Origin of the sequence: Pseudoduganella sp. UC29_71 (assembly GCF_042693265.1) — a bacterium.
Lineage (GTDB): Bacteria > Pseudomonadota > Gammaproteobacteria > Burkholderiales > Burkholderiaceae_D > Rugamonas.
This window is the reverse complement of sequence record NZ_CP170549.1, coordinates 2159823-2183706: the sequence shown is the minus strand read 5'-3', so window position 1 is coordinate 2183706 and position 23884 is coordinate 2159823. Positions and strand designations below refer to the sequence as shown.

Here is a 23884-nt window from a genome sequence, read left to right as displayed (position 1 = left end):
CGCCGGATTCAGTCGGCGGGCTGCTCTTCTTCCGCAGGCCAGTCGCGGATATACGCTTTCAGCATGCGGTTCTCGAAGCTTTGCGCTTCCAGCACGGCGCGCGCCACGTCGTAGAACGAGATCACGCCCAGCAGGGTTTTGGCGTTCATCACCGGCAGGTAGCGCGCGTGCTTTTCCAGCATGATGCGGCGCACTTCGTTCACTTCCGTGTCCGGCGTGACGGTGATCGGGTGGTCTTCCATGTGCTTGCGCACCGTGCCGCCGCCGACCGAACCGTCGTTCTCGTGCAGCGCTTTCAGCACCTCGCGGAAGGTCAGCATGCCGACCAGGTCGCCGAACTCCATCACCACCAGCGAGCCGATGTCCTTCTCGGCCATGGTTTTCGCCGCTTCAGCCAAAGGCTGGTCCGGCTTGATGGTGTAGAGGATGTTGCCTTTGACTTGAAGAATTTCGGAGACTTTCATTTTGGGCCGTCCTGTCCGTGTGAATGGGGTTTTGTAGTTATTGTAAGCCTTACTGCGAATGTAGCGTATGCCCGGCAAAAAATCCAGTATTGTGCAATATCAAATATTGCGTGTTGTGCGTCCCCTGTCACACGGGGCCGAATCGCGGTAGGATCTTGCCACCTCAATAACCATCACGAGACATCCATGAGCGGTCCCCATTACCCTGGCTTCGATACGCTTGCACTGCACGCAGGCGCCGCGCCCGACCCGGCCACCGGCGCACGCGCGACACCGATCCATTTCACCTCATCGTTCGCCTTCCGCGACTCCGACCACGCCGCCGCGCTGTTCAATATGGAGCGCGCCGGCCACGTGTATTCGCGCATCTCCAATCCCACCAACGCCGTGCTGGAAGAACGCATCGCGGCGCTGGAAGGCGGCGTGGCGGGCATCGCCACCGCCAGCGGCCAGGCCGCCATGCACCTGGGCCTGGCCACCATCGCCGGTGCCGGCTCGCACATCGTGGCCTCGCGCGCGCTGTACGGCGGCTCGCATAACCTGCTGGGCTACACGCTCAAGCGCTTCGGCATCGAGACCACCTTCGTCGACCCGCGCGACATCGACGCCTGGCGCGCCGCCATCCGCCCCGAGACCAAGGTGTTGTTCGCGGAAACCCTGGGCAATCCGGGCCTGGACGTGCTGAACGTGCCGCTGGTGGCGGCGCTGGCGCATGGGCACCATTTGCCGCTGATGCTGGATTCCACCTTCACCACGCCCTACCTGCTGAAGCCCTTCGACCACGGCGCGGACCTGGTATTCCACTCGGCCACCAAGTTCCTTTGCGGGCACGGCACCGCCATCGGCGGCCTGCTGGTGGACGGCGGCACCTTCGACTGGCAGGCCGCCTACGACAAGACCGGCCGTTTCGCCGAGCTGTGCGAGCCGTACGACGGCTTCCACGGCATGGTGTTCGCGGAAGAATCCACCGTGGCTCCGTTCGCGCTGCGCGCGCGCCGCGAAGGCTTGCGCGACTTCGGCGCGGTCATGAGCCCGCACAACGCGTTCGCCGTGCTGCAGGGGATAGAGACGCTGGGCATGCGCATGGAGCGCCACGTCGCCAACACGCGCAAGGTGGTGGAATTCCTGGCGGCGCACGACGCGGTGGCGTCGGTCTCCTACCCGGAACTGGACAGCCACCCGGACTATGAGCTGGCCAAGACCTTGCTGCCCAAGGGCTGCGGCGCGGTGTTCTCCTTCACCATCAAGGGCGACCGCGCGGCGGGCCGCCGCTTTGTCGACAGCCTGAAGGTGTTCTCGCACCTGGCCAATGTGGGCGACGCCAAGTCGCTGGTGATCCATCCCGCGTCCACCACGCACTTCCGCGTGCCGGCCGAGCAGCTGGCCGCGTCCGGCATCGCCGAAGGCACCATGCGCCTGTCGGTCGGCCTGGAAGACGTGGACGACCTGATCGAAGACCTGGCGCGCGGCCTCAAACTGTCGCAGAAGGGAGCCTGAGATGCTGTTCGATATCGATGGCGCGGCAGCTTATTGCTACACCGGCGGCAAGGCGTTCGACGCCAGCCTGCCCACTGTGGTGTTCATCCACGGCGCGCAGAACGACCATTCGGTGTGGGCGCTGCAGAGCCGCTACCTGGCCCATCACGGCTACGGCGTGCTGGCGGTGGACCTGCCCGGCCACGGCCGCAGCAGGGGCGCGGCCAGGCGCAGCGTGGAGGAGATGGCGGACTGGCTGCTCGCGGTGCTGGACGCGGCGGGCGTGGCGCAAGCCGCGCTGGTGGGTCACAGCATGGGATCGCTGGTTGCACTGGAGCTGTCGCAGCGCGCGCCGGAACGGGTGAGCAAGCTGGCCATGCTGGGCACGACCTATCCGATGAAGGTGTCGGACGCGCTGCTGAACACCTCGCGCGACAACGAGCAGGCGGCGATCGACATGGTGAACATCTTCTCGCATTCGGGCATGGCGCAGAAGCCGTCCTGTCCGGGTCCAGGCTTTTCCGTGATGGGCGGCGCGCAGCGGCTGATGCAGCGCATGTCGGCGCTGAATCCGGAGCAGCTGTTCCATACCGACTTCTACGCCTGCAATGCCTACGCCAACGGCGAAGCGGCGGCACAGGCGGTGCGCTGCCCTGCCCTGTTCATCTTCGGCACCAAGGACATGATGACGCCGCCGAAATCCGCCAGGCTGCTCACCAGCGCCATCCAGCACGGGAAAGTGGTGCAGGTGGACGCGGGCCATGCGCTCATGTCCGAGCAGCCGGACGCCGTGCTGGACGCGCTGGCCGGCTTCCTGCGCTAGCGGCAAGGCCGGTGCGGCAGCGCGTGGATGAATTCCGTCACCGCGCCCGCCAGCACCGGCGCCAGCGGCAGCGCCGGGTCCAAGTAGGAGGCCATCTGCTGGCGCGGCTCGGCCGGCACCTGCTTGAGCACGTGGTTCATGCCGTCCACCAGCAGCAGCCGTGCCGCCGGATTGGCCTGCTTGAGCTGTTCGGCCTGTGTTACGTCCACCTGGATGTCCGTCGTGCCCTGCGCGATCAGCAGCGGCATGTTCAGCCGCGCGAACTCCCGCGCGGGAACGTATTTGAACCAGGACGCCATGTAGGGCTGCACGCTGGGGCGGTAGATCGCCTGCAGCTGCGGCGGTAATTTGGCGGGCCGGCGGCCGCTTTCCAGCGCGGCCAGTATCTTGTCGTTGGCTTGCGCGAGCTCGGGCGGCAGCTTGGGGTCGAGCTGGCGGCGCAGCAGCGCCGAGGCGCGTTCGGCGGGGCCGGACAGGGAAATGAAACCGTCCGCGCCGGCCGCGCGCGCGGCCACCATGCCGATCAGCGAGCCTTCGCTGTGGCCGATCACCGTTACGGACGAGTAGCGCCCCTCCAGCTTCAGTTGCCGCACCCAGGCGGCGGCGTCGCCGGTGTAGGTCTCAAAGCGCAGCTGCGACTCGTTTGCGCCGGCGCGCGCGCTGGCGGCGATGCCGCGCTTGTCGTAGCGCACGCTGGCGATGCCCGCCTCGGCCAGCGCCTGCGCCAGCATCTTCAAGCTGTTGTTCGCGCCGGGCAGCAGCTTGCTGTTGCCGTCGCGGTCCGTCGGGCCAGAGCCGGCGATGATCAGCGCGGCCGGCGTGCAGCCCAGCGGCAGCGGAACTAGCAGCGTCCCCTGCACCTCGCCGGTCGGCGTGAACAGCGTCGCCGCACGAGGCAGCGCGGTGCGGCGCCCGGGGACGGCAACTTCGCCTGCCCCGGCCGCGCGCGGCGGCGGGTACACGGTTGCCTGCAGCGCGGGCGGCGAGTGCGCTGGTGCCGGTACCGCTGGCGGCGGGTGTGTCGGCGGCGGGGCTTGCTGCGCCCGCGCGGTGCCCGCCGCCGTACTCAGCGCAGCGACACCGAGCGCGGTGCCTGCAAGCCGCCGGATTTTCTGCTTCACGCGCCGCCTCCGTTGTCGTCTATGGCCTGGACAAGTCTATGCCATACAGCGCCAGCCCTTTGCCGGCGCCGTCGTCGGCCTGCAGCTGGGTGACATTGTCCAGGCCTGCCGCACGCGCCAGATCGAGCTTGCCGGGCGCTGAATGGAATACGACCGGGCCTTGCGTCTTCACGCTTGCAAAGCGCCAGCTGCGGGCCGCACCGTTGCTGGCCCGCTTCAGCGCCTTGGTGCGCTGGATGTAGGCGATCAGCACATCACGGTTGGCGTCCGGCGACGCGAAGACGGTGCTGCTGCCGTCCACGCCGGGGAAGGCGCCGCCGCCGGAGGCGCGATAGTTATTGGTCGCCACCAGGAATTCCTGCGTGTCCTGCACCTCCTTGCCCTTGTAGCTCAAGCCCTGGATGCGGCTGCCCTGCGGCTGCGTCACGTCGATGCGGTAGCTCACGTCGGGGCTGGTCAGCATGTCGAAGTTGTAGCCTGCAAAGTTGGCGTTGACCAGCTCCTGCGGTACGGTCTTTGCCGGGTCGATGGTATTGAAGCGGCTGGCGGCTTTCTCCAGCCAGGCTTTCAGGCCCGCGCCATTCACCTTCACGCCGGACAAGGTGTTCGGGTACAGGTACAGGTCCGCCGCGTTGTTCAGCGCGATGGGGCCCAGTTTTACGTCCGTGTAATCGCCCGGACCGGCGGCACCGGATTTGAACGGCGCGGACACCGACAGTACCGGCAGCTGCGCGTACTGCGGCAGATTGGCGCGCACATAGTCCGCCAGGTAGGCGGCCTGCGCCTCGTTCACGGCCTGTACGGCGCTAACGTCGCCCACGTCGGCGAAATAGGAGGTCATGGGGAAGTCGGTAGTGCCCAGGGGCGTCTGCACATAGCGGATGGTGGACGCGTGCTCCGCAGCCACCAGCGCGGCGATACCCGGGTCGGCCTCCACGTAGCGCTTTGCGCCCGCGACACCGGCCGCTGCGGCCGCCGTGGCCACCTCGGCTGGCAGCAACGTGCTGCGCGCCTCCACCCTCGTCTGCGCCTTGTCCACCACCCAGCGCTGGCCCTCGCGCTTGAGGCGCAGGCCGATCACGCCCAGGTGTTTGCCCCACAGGCTGGCCATCACGGTGGGCACGCCGTGCACGGTGCCTTTCACCTTGTCCACGCCGGGCAGATTGAACGGTGCCGACGTGCTGGCCGCGTTTGGAAACGCTTCGTGCGCATGCCCCAGCAGCAGCGCGTCGATGCCCGGCACTTCGGCCAGGTACAGGCCGGCGTTCTCCATCTGCGGCGTGTACGGCGCCCCATCCAGGCCTCCGTGCAGGATTGCCACCACAATGTCGGCGCCCTGCGCGCGCATCTGCGGCAGGTACTTCTGCGCCGCTTCGCGCACGCCTTCCGCATACACGCGGCCCTCCAGCCAGCGCTTGTCCCAGCCCAGGATGCCCGGCGGCGTGAAGCCGATAATGCCGACCTTCAGCGTGGCCTGCAAGGGCTTGCCGTCCGCGCCCGTGGCGCTGATGCGCTTGTCCAGTATGGTGAACGGCTTGAACAGCGGCTGCTTCGTCTTCGCGCTATAGATATTGGCCAGCACCAGCGGGAACGACGCGCCGGCGCAGCGCGGCGCGGCCGGGTCCACGCCTTCCACGTCGAAGCGCGCCCCGGTCACCTGGCTCAGGTAGGGCAACCCGTAGTTGAAATCGTGGTTGCCCAGGCCGCCGCCCTCCACGCCCAGCTTGTTCATGGCCTTGTAGATCGCCAGCGTCTGGTCGCAGCGCAGCGGCGCCGCCAGCGCCTGGTAGTCGGCCAGCGCGGTGCCCTGGATGGTATCGCCGTTATCGAGCAGCAGCGTGTTCGGGAACTCCGCACGCGCCTGGCGGATCAGCGTGGCCGTGCGCTCAAGGCCCAGCGACGCGTCCGGCGCCAGCTTGTAGTAGTCATAGCTCAGCACATTGGCGTGCAGGTCCGAGGTCTCCAGCAGCGCCAGCGTGGCGCGCGCGCCGTCCGGGGCGGCGGGAGGAATGGTACTGCAGCCGGCCAAAGCCAAAGCCAAAGCCAGCCAGATCGGGGAACGCAAGCGCATAGCACGACGAATGAATTGGAAATGCGCCATCATACGCCGCCGTGCCGCAGGCGCAAGCTTGGCTTATAATAATGACAATCTCCGCGTTGTCCGCCTGAAAGGTAACAGCTATGGAAAGCATCAAGCTCTGGCTGAAACACGCCATCGTCGAGCCGATCAGCAATAATCCAGCGCTCACCCTGCTCGCGGCCGGGCTGCTGCTTTATCTGGCCGGCGTGAGCAAAAGCGCCTATTTGTCGGACGACTGGGCGCTGCGCCTCAAGGATTTGGGCCTGGCCATATTCAGCGGCGGCGTATTCAGCTGCCTGCTGAAATCGGCGCAATTCTCTGCCCTGTTTCAAAAGCAGATCCTCACTGCCTTTTACGATCCGGCCAAGATTACCGACAATAAGATCCTCTCGGAGCGCTGGCTGCTGATGACCAACTCCATCCTGCGCGGACTATTGCCTGTTAATTATGAAAAAGCGGCCGACGCCATCATGGCGCGCTTTTTCGACGACAGCCTGGACTACCATTTCTCGGATTTCGAAATCAGCTACAACATTACCGTGGACGCCAATGGCAAGGGCACCGTTTTTAATACCCTGAAAGCGGACCTCGTGATTTCACCGCGCCGCGAAAACCCGATATTCAAGCAGAATATCGAGTCGGATTCGGCCACCACGCTCATTTCGCTCATGATAGACAATACGCCCGTGAATCTGGAGCAGCCCAAGCCCGCCGCGGAGGAAGGCAAGGCGGCGCGCAAGTTTATGCTTGAATTGAATCTGCGCGAGCACGTTGCTCCCGGCAAGGGGGCGGTCCGTTTTGAACGCACATTCAAGACAATCCAGGACCTGCATGCCGAACCGTTCTTTTCCGCCACCATCAGCCGCTTCATCAAAGGGCCGGTTGCGGTGCGCACCAAGATAACCGCGCCGTATAAAATACGCTTTCTCAGCAATGGCATAGAGAAAGACGACCCCATACCCGTGCCGGACGGCGAAGGCTATCTGCGCTGGGTACTGGCCAAACCGGGCCATTTGCTTTTGCCGGGCCAGGGGTATACACTGATTGTGGTGAAAAATTAGTCAGGAGCCAGCCATGAAAAAAGGTACCAAAGAAACAATCTGAGCAGCGCGCCCGCGCTGCGTCAGCGTGCCCCGGCAAGGCCTCCTCTAGGGTATAATCCAAGGTTTGATTACACCACTAGAAGACCAAGATCATGGAAGCCGAACGCATCAACGCCCTCTCCGCCCTGCTCGCCGATCTGACGACCCGCGAAGCCGAACTTCGGAGGTATCTTTGACTTCACTGTCAAGTCAGAGAAACTCGAGCAAGTAAACGAAGAACTGGAAGACCCCACCGTCTGGAATGACCCGAAACGCGCCCAGGACCTGGGCCGCGAAAAGAAGGCATTGGAAGCTATCGTCCACACGCTGACCAAGGCCGACGCCGACCTGAAGGACATGGCCGACCTGTTCGCCATGGCCAAGGAAGAAGGCGACGACGACACGCTGGAAGCGGTGATCGCCGATACCGAAGAGATCAAGACCGTTATCGAAGGCATGGAGTTCCGCCGGATGTTCAACAATCCGATGGACCCGAACAACTGCTTCATCGACATCCAGGCCGGCGCCGGCGGCACCGAAGCCCAGGACTGGGCCTCCATGTTGCTGCGCCAGTACCTGCGCTATTGCGAGCGCAAGGGCTTCAAGGTCGAGATCATGGAACAGTCCGACGGCGAGGTGGCCGGCATCAAGACCGCCACCCTGAAGGTCGAGGGCGACCACGCCTACGGCTACCTGCGCACCGAAACCGGCGTGCACCGCCTGGTGCGCAAGTCCCCGTTCGACTCGGCCAACGGCCGCCATACCTCGTTCACGTCGCTGTTCGTGTACCCCGAAGTGGATGATTCGATCGACATCGAAATCAATCCGGCCGACCTGCGCATCGATACCTACCGCGCGTCCGGCGCCGGCGGCCAGCACATCAACAAGACCGACTCCGCAGTGCGCCTGACGCACGGCCCGTCCGGCATCGTTGTCCAGTGCCAGAACGACCGCTCGCAGCACCGCAACAAGGCCGAGGCGATGGACATGCTGAAGGCCAAGCTGTACGAGCTGGAGCTGCGCAAGCGCATGAGCGAGCAGCAGAAGCTGGAAGACTCCAAGACCGACGTGGGCTGGGGCCACCAGATCCGCTCCTACGTGCTGGATCAGTCGCGCATCAAGGATTTGCGCACCGGCTTCGAGACGGGCAACACCAAGGGCGTGCTGGACGGCGACCTGGACGAGTTCATCTCCGCATCCCTCAAGCAAGGCGTCTAATGACTCAAGCGGCACCAGCACCTCGCGCGTTCATCTTCGACATGGACGGCACTATCGTCGACAACATGGCCTTCCACACCAAGTCGTGGCTGGCCTTTTTCGAGCGGCGCGGCCATGCGCTGGACGCGGACGAGTTCTTCCGCGCCACGGCGGGCCGCCAGGGCCATGAAATCATGCGCACCTACCTGGGCGAGCACATCACCAAGGAAAGCAGCGCCGAGCTGGACGCGGAGAAGGAAGCGCTGTACCGCGAGCTGTACGGCCCGCACCTGGAAACGGTGCCCGGCTTCGACCAGCTGATCGCCAGCGCGAAGGCGGACGGCGTGGCGCTGGCCGTAGCCACCGCCGCCCCGAACGACAACATCGTCTTCACGCTGGACGGCCTGGATCTGCGCAAGCACTTCAAGGCGGTGGTGGGCGCGGCCGATGTGGCGCGCGGCAAACCGAATCCGGACGTGTTCCTGCTGGCCGCAGAGCGCTGCGGCGTGGCGCCCGAGCACTGCATCGTGTTCGAGGACGCACCGCTGGGCGTGGAAGCGGCGCGCCGCGCCGGCATGCGCGCGGTGGTGCTGACCACCACCTTGCCGGCGGAAGCCTTCGCCGAATTCGACAACGTGATCTGCGTGGCGCGCGATTTCAGCGAACTGAATATCGCCGAACTGTTTGCAGCCGAAATTAATTAATCTATCAAATAAAATCATGACTACGGATATCCAAGAACAAGCAGCGGCCCCGCAAGACGAGAACAAAATCATCGCCGAGCGCCGTGCCAAGCTGGCCGCCATCCGCGAACAGGGCGTCGCCTTCCCGAACGACTTCAAGCCACAGCACAAGGCTGCCGACCTGCACATCCAGTACGGCGAGAAGACCCGCGAAGAGCTGGAAGCCAATCCGGTGGAAGTGGTGCTGGCCGGCCGCATGATGCTCAAGCGCGAAGCCGGCAAGAAGGCCGCCTTCGCCACGCTGCAGGATGCCTCCGGCGTGAAGGCCGACGGCCGTATCCAGATCTACGCGACGCTGGACCTGACCGGCGAAGCCGCCATGGCCGCCCTGCACCACTACGACCTGGGCGACATCCTGGGCGTGACCGGCACGCTGTTCAAGACCAAGACCGACGAGCTGACCATCAAGGTCACCGAGCTGCGCCTGATCACCAAGTCGCTGCGCCCGCTGCCGGACAAGTTCCACGGCCTGGCCGACCAGGAAACCAAGTACCGCCAGCGCTACGTGGACCTGATCATGAGCGAAGAGACGCGCCGCACCTTCAAGGCCCGCACCGCCGCCATGTCCTCGATCCGCCGCTTCATGGAGAAGAACGACTTCATGGAAGTGGAAACGCCGATGCTGCACACCATTCCAGGCGGTGCGGCGGCCAAGCCCTTCATCACCCACCACAACGCGCTGGACATGCAGATGTTCCTGCGCATCGCGCCCGAGCTGTACCTGAAGCGCCTGGTGGTGGGCGGTTTCGACCGCGTGTTCGAGATCAACCGCAACTTCCGCAACGAAGGCGTGTCGATCCGTCACAACCCTGAATTCACGATGATGGAGTTCTACGCGGCCTACACCGACTACAAGTGGCTGATGGACTTCACCGAAGCGGTGATCCGCCAGGCCGCCATCGAGGCGCACGGCACCGCCACCCTGACCTACGGCGGCCGCGAGCTGGACCTGGCCAAGCCTTTCCACCGCCTGACCATCGTGGAAGCGATCAACAAGTACGCGCCGGGCTACACCGACGCGCAGCTGAACGACGCTGAATTCATCACGGCGGAACTGAAGAAGTTCGGCGTGAAGCCGCATGCGCACTCGGGCCTGGGCGCGCTGCAGCTGGCGCTGTTCGAAGAGACCGCCGAAGCGCAGCTGTGGGAGCCGACCTACATCATCGACTACCCGGTTGAAGTGTCGCCGCTGGCGCGCGCATCGGACACGCGCGAAGGCATCACCGAGCGCTTCGAGCTGTTCATGGTGGGCCGCGAGATCGCCAACGGCTTCTCGGAGCTGAACGATGCGGAAGACCAGTCGGCGCGTTTCCTGGCGCAGGTTGCGGCCAAGGAAGCGGGCGACGACGAAGCCATGTTCTACGACGCGGACTACATCCGCGCTCTGGAGTACGGCATGCCGCCGGCCGGCGGCTGCGGCATCGGCATCGACCGCCTGATGATGATCATCACCGACTCGCCGAACATCCGCGACGTGCTGCTGTTCCCGCACCTGCGCAAGGAAGACTGATCGAAGGCTGATCGAAGACTGATCTCCCGACGCACACAAGAAGCCGCCCGGCTAGCAAGCCCGGCGGCTTTTTTACGCCCGCTTGCGCTGCCTCAGCAGGTGCTCCGGTTCGCTTGACGCCCGACGCCCACCGGCGCAGCATCAAGAGATGAACGGGCCGCCCACCAGAGAAGAAGTCGATGCCAAGCTGGACAATGTTCGCATGTCCGCCGAGGTCTTCTACGCCCGCATGGACGCCCGCTGCGCCGAGGCGGATGCCCGCCAGGCCCAAGCGGAGGTGCGTTTCGCCGAGCTTCGAGCCGTCCTGGATAAGCACCTGGCGGAAATGCGGGCTGAATTCAATGCGAAATTCGCTTCCCTGTACAAGGCGATGATCATCACCGCCATCACCTCGACGCTGACCATCATTCTCGGCGTGGGTGCCATCAATGCCACTGTGTACACCGGCTTGCTGAGCGCGTTCGGCAAAGGCGAGGAACTGGGACAAATGTACACCAGCCTGGGCCAGCGCATGCTGGAGCAGGATGCGCAATTCAACCGCATGATGCTGAAGCAGCGCGAGGATTTCGCGCGCCTTGAAGCCAGCCTGGAGGCGCGCTTTACGGAGGAAAAGGCCGAGCGCGCGCGCCGGCAAAACCGGCGCGCGGCCCGGCACTAAAGGGTTACTGCACGATGCGGTAGCACGGCGTGTAGGCCTTGCCCGCCAGCTTCATGCGGCTTTGCGCCACGAAGGACGCCAGCAGCGCGTCCATCGGCCCCATGATGGACGGGTCGCCGTGGATTTCGAAGTGGCCGTATTTCTCGATCGCGCGGATGCCCTCGTCTTTCACGTTGCCCGCCACCACGCCCGAAAACGCCCGCCGCAGATTGGCCGCCAGCAGGTGCGTGGCCTGGTTCTTGTGCAGGCTCAGGTTGCGCATGTTCTCGTGCGTGGGCGCGAACGGCTTCTGGAACTCGTGGTCTATCCGCAGCGCCCAGTTGAAGTAATAGGCGTCGCTGCGCGCCTTGCGGAACTCGCGCACTTCCTTGATTCCGGCCTGCATTTCGCGCGCCACCAGTTCCGGATCGTCCACGATGATCTTGTAGCGCTTCTGCGCCTCGGGACCCAGCGTGTCGGCGATGAACTGGTTGATCTGCACGAAGTACTCGCGCGACGTTTCCGGACCGGTGAACACCAGCGGGAACGGGATGTCCGCATTTTCCGGGTGCAGCAAGATGCCGAGGATGTACAGGATCTCCTCCGCCGTACCGGCCCCGCCCGGGAACACCACGATGCCGTGGCCGGTGCGCACGAACGCCTCCAGGCGCTTCTCGATGTCCGGCATGATCACCAGGTCGTTCACGATGGGATTGGGCGACTCGGCCGCGATAATGCCCGGCTCCGAAATGCCCAGGTAGCGCCCCTGGTGGGTGCGCTGCTTGGCGTGGCCGATGGTGGCGCCCTTCATCGGCCCCTTCATCGCGCCCGGGCCGCAGCCGGTGCAGATGTCCAGGCCGCGCAAGCCCATCTGGTAGCCCACTTCCTTCGAATAATTGTATTCGGCGCGGTTGATCGAGTGGCCGCCCCAGCACACCACCATGTTCGGGTTCAGGTGCGGCTTGAGCACGTTGGCGTTGCGCAGGATGTGGAACACCGCGTCGGTGATGCCGTCCGTGCGGCTCAGGTCGAACTTGGGATTGTCCGTCACTTCATTGCTGACAAAAACGATATCGCGCAGCACCGCGAACAGGTGCTCGTGGATGCCCTTGATCATCTTGCCGTCCACGAAAGCGATGGCCGGCGCGCCCTTGATATCGAGCTTGATGCCGCGCTCGCGCTGCATGATGTTGATGTCGAACGACTTGAAGCGCTCCAACAGTTCCTTTCCATCGTCGATAGTGCTACCGCAGTTCAGCACCGCCAGGGCGCAGTTGCGGAAGATGTTGTACAGCCCGCCCTTGCCGGAGTCGAGCAACTTTATTACTTCCGCCTTGGAGAGCACCTCCAGCATGCCTTCCGGGGAAATCAGGGTATCGACAACGTCATGTTCCATGATGCGTAATTCCTTATTCAGATCCATACGACAACTCTTGAGCCTGCGACACCAATATACGACAACTCCGCCGGTTTGGGGCCGGAGTTTGATAGGGAACGGCTATCAGCCACGCCCATGTCGTTGCAATTTTATCCACAATGCTGCGGCGCAGCAAGCTAATTGCTGGACATAAGTGCGCGGTAGATTAAAATGGCGCCCTGTTGGGATACGGACCACCGGCAACCACGCTACAAGCGCGCTTGCTTAGTCCGGTCCCATATTTTTTTATCTAATCAGAAAATTTATCAGGAGAAGCCGTGAGCGGTGCAACTACGCAAAGCCCGGAAGTCAAAATCCCGGAGTTCAAACAGATCCTGGGCCACCCGGCCCCGCTGTGGATGCTATTCATGACCGAGTTCTGGGAGCGCTTTGCGTTCTACGGCATCCGTTGGGCGTTAGTGCTCTACATCGTCGCGCAGTTCTTCGGCGGCGACGCGGCTGGCCAGGCCAGCGCCAACCTCACTTACGGCTCCTACCTGGCCCTGGTGTACGCGGCGGCCCTGTTCGGCGGCTACGTGGCCGACCGCGTGCTCGGCTACCAGCGCTCCATCCTGGTGGGCGCCGTGTTCATGGCCGCCGGCCTGTTCGCCATCGCCATCCCGGACGACACCATCTTCAAGATCGGCCTGGCCACCATCATCGTTGGTAACGGCCTGTTCAAACCGAACATCTCCACCATGGTGGGCAAGCTGTACAGCGTGGCCGATCCGCGCCGCGATTCCGGCTTCACCATCTTCTACATGGGCATCAACACCGGCGCGCTGATCGCTCCCGTGCTGACCCAGGTGCTGGCCGAGCAGGTGTTCGGCGTGGACGGCATGCCGTCATACAAGGTGGTGTTCATGGCCGCCGGCGTGGGCATGATCATCAGCCTGGTGTGGTTCTTCATCGGCCGCGCGCAGCTGAAAGGCATCGGCGCGCCGGACCCTGCCGCCATGAGCATGAACCGCGTAATCTATGTGGTGCTGGGCGCGCTGGCCGTGATCCCGGTGGTCTACCTGCTGCTGGCCGTGGGCGCCAACAAGCTGCAACTGGTGCTGACCGTACTGTTCCTGATCCTGGCGGCCATGCTGCTGATCGAAGGCTTCCGCAACGGCGCCGTGGCGCGCGACAAGGTCATCGCCATGATGGTGATCTTCACCTTCAACATCATGTTCTGGATGTTCTTCGAACAGGCGGGCAGCTCCTTCACCTTCCTGGCCGATAACATCGTGCGCCGCGACTTCGGCGGCTGGACCTTCCCGACCGCCTGGTTCCAGACCGTGAACTCGATCGCCATCATCGTATGCGCGCCCATCGTGGCCACCGCGTGGGTGCTGCTGGCCAAGAAGAACGCCAACCCGTCCATCCCGCGCAAGTTCGGCCTGGGCATCCTGTTCAACGCCGCCGCCTTCGGCCTGCTGTGGTTCGCGCTGTCCTCGCTGGTCGGCGCCGACAGCAAGATCCCGTTCTGGACCCTGTTCATGGTGTACGTGATCCAGTCGGTCGGCGAGCTGTGCCTGTCGCCTATCGGCCTGTCCATGGTCACCAAGCTGGCCCCTACCCGCCTGGTCGGCCTGGGCATGGGCGGCTGGTTCCTGTCCACCGGCATCGGCAACAACCTGTCCGGCATCTTCGCCTCGCACGCGTCGGGCGAAAGCGGCATGTCGGTGACCACCGCCCTGTCGGCCTACACCCAGGGCTTCTGGATACTGATGGCAGGCGGCGTGCTGCTGTTCCTGGTGGCGCCGCTGATCCAGAAACTGATGCACGGCGTGAAGTAAGCGTCAGCGCTCCATGTAAAACGGCAGCTTAGGCTGCCGTTTTTTGTTTGCGCCGCGTGGCGGCGGGTTACGCGCTGCGCGCTAACCCGCCTATGCCTGCAGGGGATGCGCGGCCAGCCATTCGGCCAGGCGGGCGCCGGCGCCGGGCGGCACGTGCAGGCCGAGCTTGGAGCGACGCCACAGGATGTCGTCGGCCGTGGTGGCCCATTCGTAACGGCGCAGGTAGTCCACCTCGGCCGCGTACAGGCCCGGCGCCAGTTCGGCGCCCATGTCCTCCGGTTTCACGCGTCCCGCCAGCAGCGTATGGGTGCGCGTGCCGTAGGCCCGCGCGTAGCGCGCCACCAGCGCGCGCGGCAGCCAATGGTACTGCTGCAGCAGCTTGTCGCGCCATTCGTCGTAGCGCAATACGGCGCAGTTTTGCGGGGTGTCGCCATACAGGTCGCCGCCCGGCAGGCAGGCTTTTGCCGTCCATCCCGGTTTGCGGTTGCCCAGGTGCTTGCACAGCATGTCCACCGCCTCCTCGGCCAGCTTGCGGTAGGTAGTGATCTTGCCGCCGAAGACGCTGAGCAGCGGCGCCTGGCCGTCGCCGTCGTCCAGCGCCAGCCGGTAGTCGCGCGTGACGGCCTTGGCGTCCTGCGCTTCGTCCTCCACCAGCGGGCGCACGCCCGCGTAGGTCCACACCACGTCCTGCGGCCGTACCGGCTCCTTGAAATACTGGCTCACCAGTTCGCACAGATAGGACACCTCTTCCGCATCGATGGCCACCTGGTTCGGATCGCCCTTGTAATCCAGGTCGGTAGTGCCGATCAGCGTGTAGTCCTGCTCATACGGGATGGCGAACACGATGCGGCCGTCGCGGTTCTGGAAGATGTAGGCATGGTCATGCTCGAAGATGCGCTTGACCACGATGTGGCTGCCCTTGATCAGCCGCAGGTGCCCGCTGCGCCGCTGCGGCAGCGCCTGGCCCAGCAGGCTGGCCGTCCACGGCCCGGCTGCGTTGGCCACGCTGCGCGCGCGCGCACCACGGTGTCCTTGCCGTCCGCGCCGCGCAGGGTGGCATACCAGCCGTCGGCCTCGCGCCGCAAGGCGGTGCAGGCAGTGCGGGTCTTGATGGCGGCGCCGTGCATGCAGGCGTCCATGGCATTCAGAACCACCAGGCGGGCGTCGTCCACCCAGCCGTCCGAATAGATAAAGCCCTGCGTGAACCCGGGCTTGAGCGGCCGGCCCGCCACGTGGCAGCGCAGGTTCACGCCGCTGGAACCGGGCAGCAGCTCGCGCTTGGCGAGGAAGTCGTACAGCAACAGGCCGGCGCGTATCAGCAGCGCGGGCCGCTGGCCGGGCGCGTGCGGCATCACGAAGCGCAGCGGGCGCATGATGTGGGGCGCCGCGCGCAGCAGCACTTCGCGCTCGATCAGCGCCTTGCGCACCAGCGAGAATTCATAATATTCGAGGTAGCGCAGGCCGCCGTGTATCAGCTTGGTGGACGCGGACGAGGTATGCGAGGCCAGGTCGTCCTTCTCGCACAGCACCACGCACAGGCCGCGCCCGGCCGCGTCGCGCGCTATCCCGGCGCCGTTGATGCCACCTCCCACCACCAGCAGATCGCACTCGATGTCGTACCCTGCAGCCGTCATTCCCAGTCACCCGATATGTTGCCGTAGGATAAAGATACGCCATTTATGAAGAATCAGGCAACCCCTGTTACACAGCCTCGCCGCCCGCGTGCGAGCAGGCCGTCAGCGCGCGCTGCATTTCCGCCATCTCGTCCACCAGCCAGGCGCGGAAGCGCTCGATCTTCGGCAGGCGCTCCTTGTTGATGTTGACCAGGAAGCGGTAGCCCGAGTGGTAGGAAATGGACCGCCCGGCAATCATGCGCAGGTCGCCCTTGCGCAAGTCCTCGTAGACGATGCTGAACGCGGCCAGCGCCACGCCCTGCCCGGCCACGGCCGCCTGCGCCAGCACGCCCCAGTGGCTGTAGCCGCGCGAGACGTGGTAGCCGCCGCGCGGCAGGCCGTTGGCGGCCACGTAGCGGTCCCAGTGCACATTGCTGCCCTCGTCCAGCAGCGGCAGGGTGCGCAGGTCTTCCAGCGTGAAGGCGCTGCGGCCGGGCGGCAGCAGTTCCGGGCTGTACACCGCCACCAGCCGCTCGTCGAACAGGATGGTGGGGTCGCCCGCTTCGTAGCTGCCGTAGCGGATGGCCACGTCCACGCTGTCGTCCTCCAGGCTTACGTTGCGGTCGTTGGCGTTCAGGCGGATGTCGAGGTCCGGGTGCAGGCGCGTGAAGTGCGTCAGGCGCGGCGCCAGCCACTTCAGCGCGAACGAATGGGTGCTGGAGATGCGCAGCACGCACTCCTCGCCGCTCTTCTGCAGCGCCGCCGCCTTGGTGCGCAGTTCGCCCAGCACGCGCGCCACGGTGGCGGAGAAGTCGCGGCCCTTCTCGGTCAGCGCGACATGGCGCGGATGGCGCAGGAACAGCGCAAAGCCCAGCTCCTCCTCCAGGTTCTTGATCTGCTGGCTGACGGCGGCCGGGGTCTTGTGCAGCTCCTCGGCGGCGAGCTTGAAACTGCCCCAGCGGGCGGCCGATTCCAGGTCGATCAGCCCCGACAGGTTGCGCAGCGGCTTGGCCATGCATGCTCCATGAATTAGTTTAACTTGTTCTCAGACTGGCAATTTTCTCGTTTGATCACCCATCCATGAGGGACGACAATGATTCCACACTAACAGGAGATTATCATGCACAAGAATATCTTGGTGATCGGCGGTACGCGTTATTTCGGCAAACTGCTGGTCCAGAAGCTGCTGGACGCAGGCCATCGCGTCACCCTGGCCACGCGCGGCCGTACTGCGGACAGCTTCGGCAGCCGCGTGCAGCGTATCCGCGTGGACCGCCGCGACCATGCCGCCATGCGCGCCGCCTTCGGCGGCAGCGCTGGCTACGATATCGTGTATGACCAGACGTGCTACACCCCGCTGGATGCGGCCATAGCGGCCGAGGTCTTCAGCGGCAAGGCGGGCCGCTACGTGATGGCGTCCACCATCGAGGTGTACCGCAAGCAGCTGGGCCGGCAGGAGGATGCATTCGGCGAATTGGACCTGGACTTGCGCAGCGTGCGCATCGACAAGGACTGCCCGTGGAACGATCCGCTGGTGGCGGACGAGAATTACGCCGAGGGCAAGCGCCAGGCCGAAGCGCTGCTGTACCGGGATGGCAGGCTGCCCGTGGTGACGGTCCGCTTCGCCCATGTGCTGGGCGGCGACGATTTCACCGGCCGCCTCGCCTATTACGTGGCGCTGGCCCAGTCGGACCAGGCGCTGTTGTACGCCAACGCGAAGGCGGCCAGCTCCTTCATCAGCGCGGACGCGGCCAGCGCATTCCTGCTGTGGACCGGCACGCAGGACTTCCTCGGCCCGGTGAACGCGGCCGACAGCGGCGCCCTGTCGGCGCTGGACCTGCACCGCCGCGTGGGCGCCGTGCTGGGCGAGAAGGTGCGCGCGCTGCCGCTCACCACGCAGGCGGGATTGAGTCCGTTCGACTATCCCTTCCCCTTCGTGATGGACACGGCGCGTGCCGGCAGCCTGGGCTACCGCTTCGGCGCCACCGCCGACTGGCTGGACCTGGCCATCCACCAACTGCAGCCGGAACTGGTGTGCGGCGTGCAGGGCAGCCCGGCAGGCGCGCACGGCGGCGCGGTCAACGTGCGGCTTGCGCCGTCCGCCCAGCCGCAGGACGCCTGCATGGCCTGATGCGGCGCCGGGTCAGCGCTTGAAGACCACGCCGTCCTTCATCACGAACTGCACCTGCTGCAGCAGGGTAATGTCCTTCAGCGGGTCGCCGCTGACGGCCACGATGTCGGCGGCGTAGCCCGGCTCCACGGAGCCGAGTCGGCTGCCCTGGTTCAGCAGCTCGGCCGCGTTCAGCGTGGCCGAGCGGATCGCTTCCAGCGCCGGCATGCCCGCTTCCACCATGTAGGCGAACTCTTTGGCATTCTCGCCGTGCGGGAAGACGCCCGCATCGGTGCCGAAGGCGATCTTCACGCCGGCCTTGTAGGCCTTGCCGAAGGTGGCCTGGATCAGCGGGCCGATGGCCGCCGCTTTCGGGCGCACCATGGGCGAGAAGAATTCCGGGTCCTTGGCCTTCTCGGCCACGTAGCGGCCGGCGCTGATGGTGGGCACATAGAATGCGCCGTGCTTCTTGAACAGCGCAATGGCTTCGTCATCCATATAAGTGCCGTGCTCGATCGAGTCCAGCCCGGCGCGCAGCGCGCGCTTGATGCCTTCCACGCCGTGCGCATGCACCGCCACGCGGAAGCCGTAATCCCTGGCGGTGGACGCGATGGCTTTCAGTTCCTCGTCCGTGAACTGCGAGTTCTGGCCGCTGGCAGCCTGGCTCAGCACCCCGCCGGTGGCGGTGATCTTGATCAGGTCCGCGCCTTCCTTGTAGCGCGCCCGCACCGCTTCGCGCGCCTGGTCCGGGCCGTTGATCACGCCGTCGTACGGCGTCGGATGGCCGACCGCCTTGCCCAGCTCGCGCGACAAGCCGTTGGTGCCGTCGCCATGCCCGCCCGTGGTGGCGATGGCGGTGCCGGAGGTGTACATGCGCGGGCCGACGATGGCGCCGGTGGCGATGGCGCGCTTGAGCGACACGTTCAAGCCATCGCCCGCGCCCAGGTCGCGCACCGTGGTGAAACCGGCCTTCAGCGTGCGCTCGGCGTAGGCCACGGAGCGGTAGGCGTCGTCCGCCACGTCCTGGCTCAGCTTCATGCGCAGCGTTTCCACTTCCTTGTGCGATTCGCCGGTCAGGTGCACGTGCATGTCGATCAGGCCCGGCAGGCAGGACTGGCCGCTCAAGTCGATATCGCCCTTGGCCGCGCCGGTGGGCGCCACCGACTTGACCACGCCGTTGTCAATCACCACGCTGACGCGCTCGCGCCACACGCCGGCCTTCACATCCAGCAGGCGGCCGCAATCCACGGTTTGGACGGCGGCGCCGGCAACGCCGGCATTCAACAACAGCAGCAGACCCAGGGCAGACTTCGCGCGCATGACGGTATCCCATAAAGATTGGCAAGCGGCAAGAGTAGCATAAACACAATCCCTAGCGGAATGGGCTTGTAGCGCATTGGACTATAATTGCCCGCATCCGCAAAACCTGCGCAACCATGAGTATCTGTTTTGACTGCTAATTCTCCTGCTTTGCCGAAGTGGCTCAACCGCCGCAACGTGATCCGCGCCGCAGCCGTGAGCGGCATCGCCGCCGCCGTGGGCGCGGCCCTGCTGGCCGGCTACATGCTGGTGGTGATCGGCCCCAACCTGCCCGCACTGGACACCGTCACCGATTACCAGCCCAAGATCCCGCTGCGCATCTACACGGCGGACAATGCGCTGATCGGCGAATTCGGCGAGGAACACCGCGACTTCGTGGCCATCAAGGACGTGCCGGAACTGATGAAGAAAGCCATCCTCGCCATCGAGGACAAGCGCTTCTACGACCACGGCGGCATCGACTGGATACGCGCGCTGGGCGCCGTGAAGTCCAACCTGCGCGGCAGCTTCCGCCAGGGCGGCTCCACCATCACCATGCAGGTGGCGCGCAATTTCTACCTCACGCGCGACAAGACGCCAGCCCGCAAGATGACCGAGGTCATGCTGGCCTATAAGATCGAGGCCGCGCTGAGCAAGGACCAGATCCTGGAGCTGTACCTGAACCAGATCTACCTGGGCCAGCGCTCCTACGGCTTCGCCAGCGCCGCGCAGACCTATTTCAGCAAGCCGCTGAAGGAGCTGTCCATCGCCGAAATGGCCATGCTGGCCGGCTTGCCGCAGAATCCCGCGCGCCACAACCCGGTGTCCAATCCCAAGCGCGCCCGCCTGCGCCAGCACCTGGTGCTGAAGAGCATGCGCGACCTGGCCTACATCACCGAAGCGCAGTACCAGCAGGCGCTGAAGGAAAACCTGCATGTCAGCACCAAGGGCCAGGAATTCGACGTGCACGCCGAATACGTGGCCGAGCTGGCGCGCCAGGCGGTGTACGAGCAGTACAAGGAAGAGTCGTACTCGCGCGGCATCAGCGTCTACACCACCATCCTGAAGGCGGACCAGGAGGCGGCCTACGAATCGGTGCGCCGCAATGTGCTGAACTACGACCAGCGCCACGGCTACCGCGGTCCCGAAGCCTTCATCGACCTGCCGGACGATCCGGAAGACCGCGAGGACGCCATCGACGAGGCGCTGCAGAAGCGCCGCAGCAGCGACCGGCTGATCCCTGCCGTGGTGCTGTCCGCGTCGGCCAAGAGCGTCAAGGTGGAAACCATAGACGGCGAAGAACTCGACATCACCGGCGATGGCCTGAAGCTGGCGGCGCCGGGCCTGAGCGAAAACGCCAAGGCCGGCTTGAAGCTGCGCCCCGGCGCCATCATCCGCGTGTCGCAGATGGACAAGAAGCGCTGGTCCATCACGCAGGTGCCGCTGGTGGCGGCGGCCTTCGTGTCCATGGATTCGGCCACCGGCGCCTACCACGCCATGGTGGGCGGCTTCGACTTCAACCTGCACCAGTTCAACCACGTGACGCAGGCATGGCGTCAGCCGGGTTCCGCGATCAAGCCTTTCGTTTATTCGGCCGCACTGGAAAAGGGCTACTTCCCCGGCACGCTGATCAACGACGTGAAGCTGTCCGACACCGGCAGCGATACCGGCGGCTGGGACCCGCAGAACGATGACAACGTCTACGACGGCCCGATTTCCATGCACGTGTCGCTGGCCAAGTCCAAGAACGTGACCTCGGTGCGCCTGCTGCGCGCCGTCGGCGTGCCGTACGCGCACAGCTTCCTGGAGAAATTCGGCTTCACCCCGGCGAAGCATCCAACCAACCTGACCATGACATTGGGCACCGGCGCCGTCACGCCGCAGCAACTGGCGGGCGCGTATTCGGTGTTCGCCAACGGCGGCTACCAGGTGCAGCCTTACCTGGTGGCCCGCATCGTGGATGGCAACGGCAAGGTGCTGTCCGAAACCAAGCCGCAGCAGGCCGCGCAGGAAGGCAACCGCGTGCTGGACCCGCGCAACGTCTTCATCACCGACAGCATGCTGCGCGAAGTGGTGCGCAGCGGCACCGGCGCGCAGGCCGGCGCGCGGCTTGGCCGGCCCGACCTGGCGGGCAAGACCGGCACCACCAGCGACGCGGTGGATGGCTGGTTCGCCGGCTACGGCGGCGGCGTGGTGGGCGTGGCGTGGATGGGCTACGACGATCCCAAGTCGCTGGGCGGACGCGAATTCGGCGCCACGCTGGCCATGCCGATCTGGATAGACTATATGCGCGTGGCGCTGCAAAAGGCGCCGCCGCGCGAACGTCCGGTTCCCGAAGGCGTGGTGCAGGCCGAAGACGGTTCGTGGATGTACGCCGAATACGCCAACGACGCCAGCGTGCGCACCATCGACCTGGACGCGCAGCCGCCCGCCCCGGCGCAGGAACCCGGCGCCACCAACGTCCAGCCGACGCCGGTGCAACCGTAATACCGGCCGGCTGGCGCAAAAAACAACATTGCGCCAGCCGGCCAGGCCAAGCACATGGCCTGGCGAGCCAAGCGCTTCGTGCGCTCCACTGCGATGCTACATTTTGAACCGGGCCCAGGCCCGGTTTTACATTTCCGGCCTCATAAAAATCAACGAATCGGAGACAAAATGAACAAACGCTACTGGAAGTCGCTCGCCCTGTTCCTCATCGCGCTGCTGGCATTGCCCGCCCCCTCATGGGCGCAAGGTTACACGCAAACCAAATACCCCGTCGTGCTGGTGCACGGCCTGTTCGGCTTCGACAGCCTGGGGCCGGTGGACTACTTCTATGGCATCGCCTCCGGCTTGAGCAGCGGCGGCGCCAAGGTCTACGTCACGTCCGTGTCGGCCGCCAACAGCACCGAAGTGCGCGGCGAGCAGCTGCTGTTGCAGGTCAAGCAGATCCTGGCCGCCACCGGCGCCACCAAGGTCAACCTGATCGGCCATAGCCACGGCGGGCCCACGTCGCGCTACGTGGCTTCGGTGCGGCCTGACCTGGTGGCCTCCGTCACCAGCGTGGGCGGCGTGAACAAGGGTTCCAAGGTGGCCGACATCCTGATCGGCGCCGTGCCCAACGTGACCTACGACCTGGCCAACGCACTGTCCGGCCTGATCAGCCTGCTGTCCGGCAGCCCGACGCTGCCGCAAAGCTCGCGCGCCGCCGCCCAGTCGCTCAGCACCGCCGGGACGCTGGCCTTCAATGCGCGCCATCCGCAAGGCGTGCCCACCTCCGCCTGCGGCGAAGGTGCCTACCAGGTCAACGGCGTGCAGTACTTCTCGTGGAGCGGCGCGCAACCATGGACCAATGCCCTGGACGCCGCCGATCCCTTCCTGGCGGTGACCTCGCTGGCCTTCAACGGCGCCAAGAACGATGGCCTGGTCAGCAGCTGCTCCAGCCGCCTGGGCCGCGTGATCCGCGACGACTACGCGCTGAACCACCTGGACGAGGTGAACCAGCTGATCGGCATCACCAACCTGTTCGAGACCAATCCCGTCACGCTGTTCCGCCAGCAGGCCAACCGCCTGCAGGGCCTGGGCCTGTAAGGAGCGCCGCCATGAACGCGAAATTGCCACGCCTGGGCACCGTTGCGGCGGCCATCGCGGTGGTGCTGGGCGCATTGCACCTGGCCTTGCCGCACCAAGAGACGGAGGCACCGGCGGCGCCGCCGCAGCCCGAGTATTTTGCGTTCGTGCGCTCGATGGAAGGCACCAAGCCGGACGGCGCCGTCAAGGCGGACAACGCCGAACGGCTGCAGGTGGACGAGGAACTGGGCTACCTCTTCGACTACTATCTGGCCGGCCTGGGCGAAAAGAACCTGCTGGCGGTGCGCACCGAGATCGAGCGCGAACTGGACCGGCGCCTGCGGCCCGCGCCGGCGGCCGAGGCCAAGCGCCTGCTGGCCAGCTACCTGGAGTACAAGCGCGCGCTGGCGGAGGTGGAACGCCGATTGCCGAAGAACGCGGACATGGCCGGCGGCGCGCGCGCCCGCCTGGCCGCCATGCAGCAGCTGCGGCCGCAGTACTTTACCGCCCAGCAGATCGCCGGCTTGTTCGGCAGCGCCGACGCGCAGGCCGCCGATACCATCGCGCGGCTGGAACTGTCGGCCGACCGCAGCCTGAGCACGGCGGAGCGCGAGGCGCGCCTGGCCGCGCTGGACGGCCAGCTGCCGCCAGCCGTGCGCGAGCAGCGGGCCGCGCCCACGCGCGTGCTGCGGCTGGAGGAATCGGTGCAGCAGCTGCGCGCACAGGGGGCGGGCGACAACGAGATCTACCGCGTGCGCTCGGCCGCGCTGTCGCCCGAAGCCGCGTCGCGCCTGGCGGACGTGGACCGCGAGGAGGCCGACTGGCAGCGCCGCATCGCGCTGTACCAGGCCGGACGCCGCAAGCTGCCCGCCGCCGACAGCGGTGCGCCGCAGGGCAATGCGCAGGCCTTGCGGGACGCCTATTTCACGCCCGACGAACAGCGCCGCCTGGGCGCATACGAATAGCCAAAAACAGATAT

18 protein-coding genes and 1 pseudogene are annotated in these 23884 nt (G+C 65.4%); 12 read left to right on the top strand and 7 right to left on the bottom strand.

The features are described 5' to 3' along the window. Positions 1 to 8 precede the first annotated feature (8 nt). Complete coding sequence (locus tag ACFJI2_RS09570) at positions 9 to 464, bottom strand: CBS domain-containing protein (RefSeq protein WP_025595507.1); 456 nt, start codon at positions 462 to 464, stop codon at positions 9 to 11. A gap of 186 nt (positions 465 to 650) precedes the next feature. Between ACFJI2_RS09570 and ACFJI2_RS09565 the strand changes: the two genes are divergently transcribed. Next, positions 651 to 1961, top strand: coding sequence for an O-acetylhomoserine aminocarboxypropyltransferase (locus tag ACFJI2_RS09565; RefSeq protein ID WP_377704788.1), 1311 nt, complete (start codon positions 651 to 653; stop codon positions 1959 to 1961). Between the two features lies 1 nt (position 1962). Continuing rightward, positions 1963 to 2763 (top strand): alpha/beta fold hydrolase, encoded by an 801-nt coding sequence (locus tag ACFJI2_RS09560; protein WP_377704787.1) that lies wholly within the window; start codon positions 1963 to 1965, stop codon positions 2761 to 2763. Here the strand turns inward: ACFJI2_RS09560 and ACFJI2_RS09555 are convergent. Together ACFJI2_RS09555 and ACFJI2_RS09550 are read right to left on the bottom strand one after the other, a co-directional pair. Further along, complete coding sequence (locus ACFJI2_RS09555) at positions 2760 to 3884, bottom strand: alpha/beta hydrolase (protein ID WP_377704786.1); 1125 nt, start codon at positions 3882 to 3884, stop codon at positions 2760 to 2762. The two genes, ACFJI2_RS09560 and ACFJI2_RS09555, sit on opposite strands and share 4 nt — an antisense overlap. Positions 3885 to 3903: 19 nt before the next feature. Beyond that, on the bottom strand, positions 3904 to 5955 hold the full coding sequence (locus ACFJI2_RS09550; protein WP_377704785.1) for a bifunctional 2',3'-cyclic-nucleotide 2'-phosphodiesterase/3'-nucleotidase: 2052 nt from the start codon (positions 5953 to 5955) through the stop codon (positions 3904 to 3906). Between the two features lie 110 nt (positions 5956 to 6065). On the opposite strand from ACFJI2_RS09550, the gene ACFJI2_RS09545 reads away from it, so the two are divergent. From ACFJI2_RS09545 to ACFJI2_RS09525, 5 genes are all read left to right on the top strand, one after another. Further along, complete coding sequence (locus ACFJI2_RS09545; RefSeq protein ID WP_025595515.1) at positions 6066 to 7025, top strand: hypothetical protein; 960 nt, start codon at positions 6066 to 6068, stop codon at positions 7023 to 7025. A 134-nt stretch (positions 7026 to 7159) separates the two neighbouring features. Continuing rightward, positions 7160 to 8264, top strand: a protein-coding gene (prfB, locus tag ACFJI2_RS09540) for a peptide chain release factor 2 (RefSeq protein WP_132375535.1) whose coding sequence is annotated in 2 segments (ribosomal slippage) — positions 7160 to 7240 and positions 7242 to 8264 — 1104 coding nt in all. Because the reading frame shifts where the segments join, the coding sequence is not laid out codon by codon here. Beyond that, entirely contained in the window at positions 8264 to 8947 is a 684-nt protein-coding gene (locus tag ACFJI2_RS09535) for an HAD family hydrolase (RefSeq protein WP_377704784.1), read from the top strand. The genes prfB and ACFJI2_RS09535 overlap by 1 nt, the downstream gene beginning before the upstream one ends. Positions 8948 to 8963: 16 nt before the next feature. Next, complete coding sequence (lysS, locus tag ACFJI2_RS09530) at positions 8964 to 10496, top strand: lysine--tRNA ligase (protein WP_377704783.1); 1533 nt, start codon at positions 8964 to 8966, stop codon at positions 10494 to 10496. Positions 10497 to 10644: 148 nt separating this feature from the next. Beyond that, complete coding sequence (locus tag ACFJI2_RS09525) at positions 10645 to 11154, top strand: hypothetical protein (protein WP_377704782.1); 510 nt, start codon at positions 10645 to 10647, stop codon at positions 11152 to 11154. A gap of 4 nt (positions 11155 to 11158) precedes the next feature. On the opposite strand, the gene ppnN is transcribed toward ACFJI2_RS09525, so the two are convergent. Further along, positions 11159 to 12529 (bottom strand): nucleotide 5'-monophosphate nucleosidase PpnN, encoded by a 1371-nt coding sequence (gene ppnN / locus ACFJI2_RS09520; RefSeq protein ID WP_377704781.1) that lies wholly within the window; start codon positions 12527 to 12529, stop codon positions 11159 to 11161. Positions 12530 to 12828: 299 nt separating this feature from the next. Between ppnN and ACFJI2_RS09515 the strand changes: the two genes are divergently transcribed. Continuing rightward, positions 12829 to 14334 carry a peptide MFS transporter gene (locus ACFJI2_RS09515; protein ID WP_377704780.1) on the top strand — a complete coding sequence of 502 codons (1506 nt, stop codon included), beginning with the start codon at positions 12829 to 12831 and terminating at the stop codon, positions 14332 to 14334. 90 nt (positions 14335 to 14424) lie between these two features. Here ACFJI2_RS09515 and glpD read toward each other — a convergent pair. Continuing rightward, a pseudogene (gene glpD, locus ACFJI2_RS09510) lies at positions 14425 to 15968 on the bottom strand (glycerol-3-phosphate dehydrogenase). 67 nt (positions 15969 to 16035) lie between these two features. Continuing rightward, positions 16036 to 16962: a LysR substrate-binding domain-containing protein gene (locus ACFJI2_RS09505; RefSeq protein ID WP_377704779.1), complete on the bottom strand. Its 927-nt coding sequence runs from the start codon at positions 16960 to 16962 to the stop codon at positions 16036 to 16038. Between the two features lie 105 nt (positions 16963 to 17067). On the opposite strand from ACFJI2_RS09505, the gene ACFJI2_RS09500 reads away from it, so the two are divergent. Then, a complete protein-coding gene (locus tag ACFJI2_RS09500) occupies positions 17068 to 18078 on the top strand; it encodes an NAD-dependent epimerase/dehydratase family protein (protein WP_377704778.1) in 1011 nt (336 codons plus the stop codon). Positions 18079 to 18090: 12 nt separating this feature from the next. Here ACFJI2_RS09500 and ACFJI2_RS09495 read toward each other — a convergent pair whose 3' ends face one another. Then, entirely contained in the window at positions 18091 to 19377 is a 1287-nt protein-coding gene (locus ACFJI2_RS09495; RefSeq protein ID WP_377704777.1) for an amidohydrolase family protein, read from the bottom strand. Positions 19378 to 19506: 129 nt separating this feature from the next. Between ACFJI2_RS09495 and ACFJI2_RS09490 the strand changes: the two genes are divergently transcribed. From ACFJI2_RS09490 to ACFJI2_RS09480, 3 genes are all read left to right on the top strand, one after another. Then, positions 19507 to 21843 carry a penicillin-binding protein 1A gene (locus ACFJI2_RS09490; RefSeq protein ID WP_377704776.1) on the top strand — a complete coding sequence of 779 codons (2337 nt, stop codon included), beginning with the start codon at positions 19507 to 19509 and terminating at the stop codon, positions 21841 to 21843. Positions 21844 to 22011: 168 nt separating this feature from the next. Then, positions 22012 to 22926 (top strand): lipase family alpha/beta hydrolase, encoded by a 915-nt coding sequence (locus tag ACFJI2_RS09485; RefSeq protein ID WP_377704775.1) that lies wholly within the window; start codon positions 22012 to 22014, stop codon positions 22924 to 22926. Between the two features lie 11 nt (positions 22927 to 22937). After that, positions 22938 to 23870: a lipase secretion chaperone gene (locus tag ACFJI2_RS09480; protein ID WP_107869198.1), complete on the top strand. Its 933-nt coding sequence runs from the start codon at positions 22938 to 22940 to the stop codon at positions 23868 to 23870. Positions 23871 to 23884 lie beyond the last annotated feature (14 nt).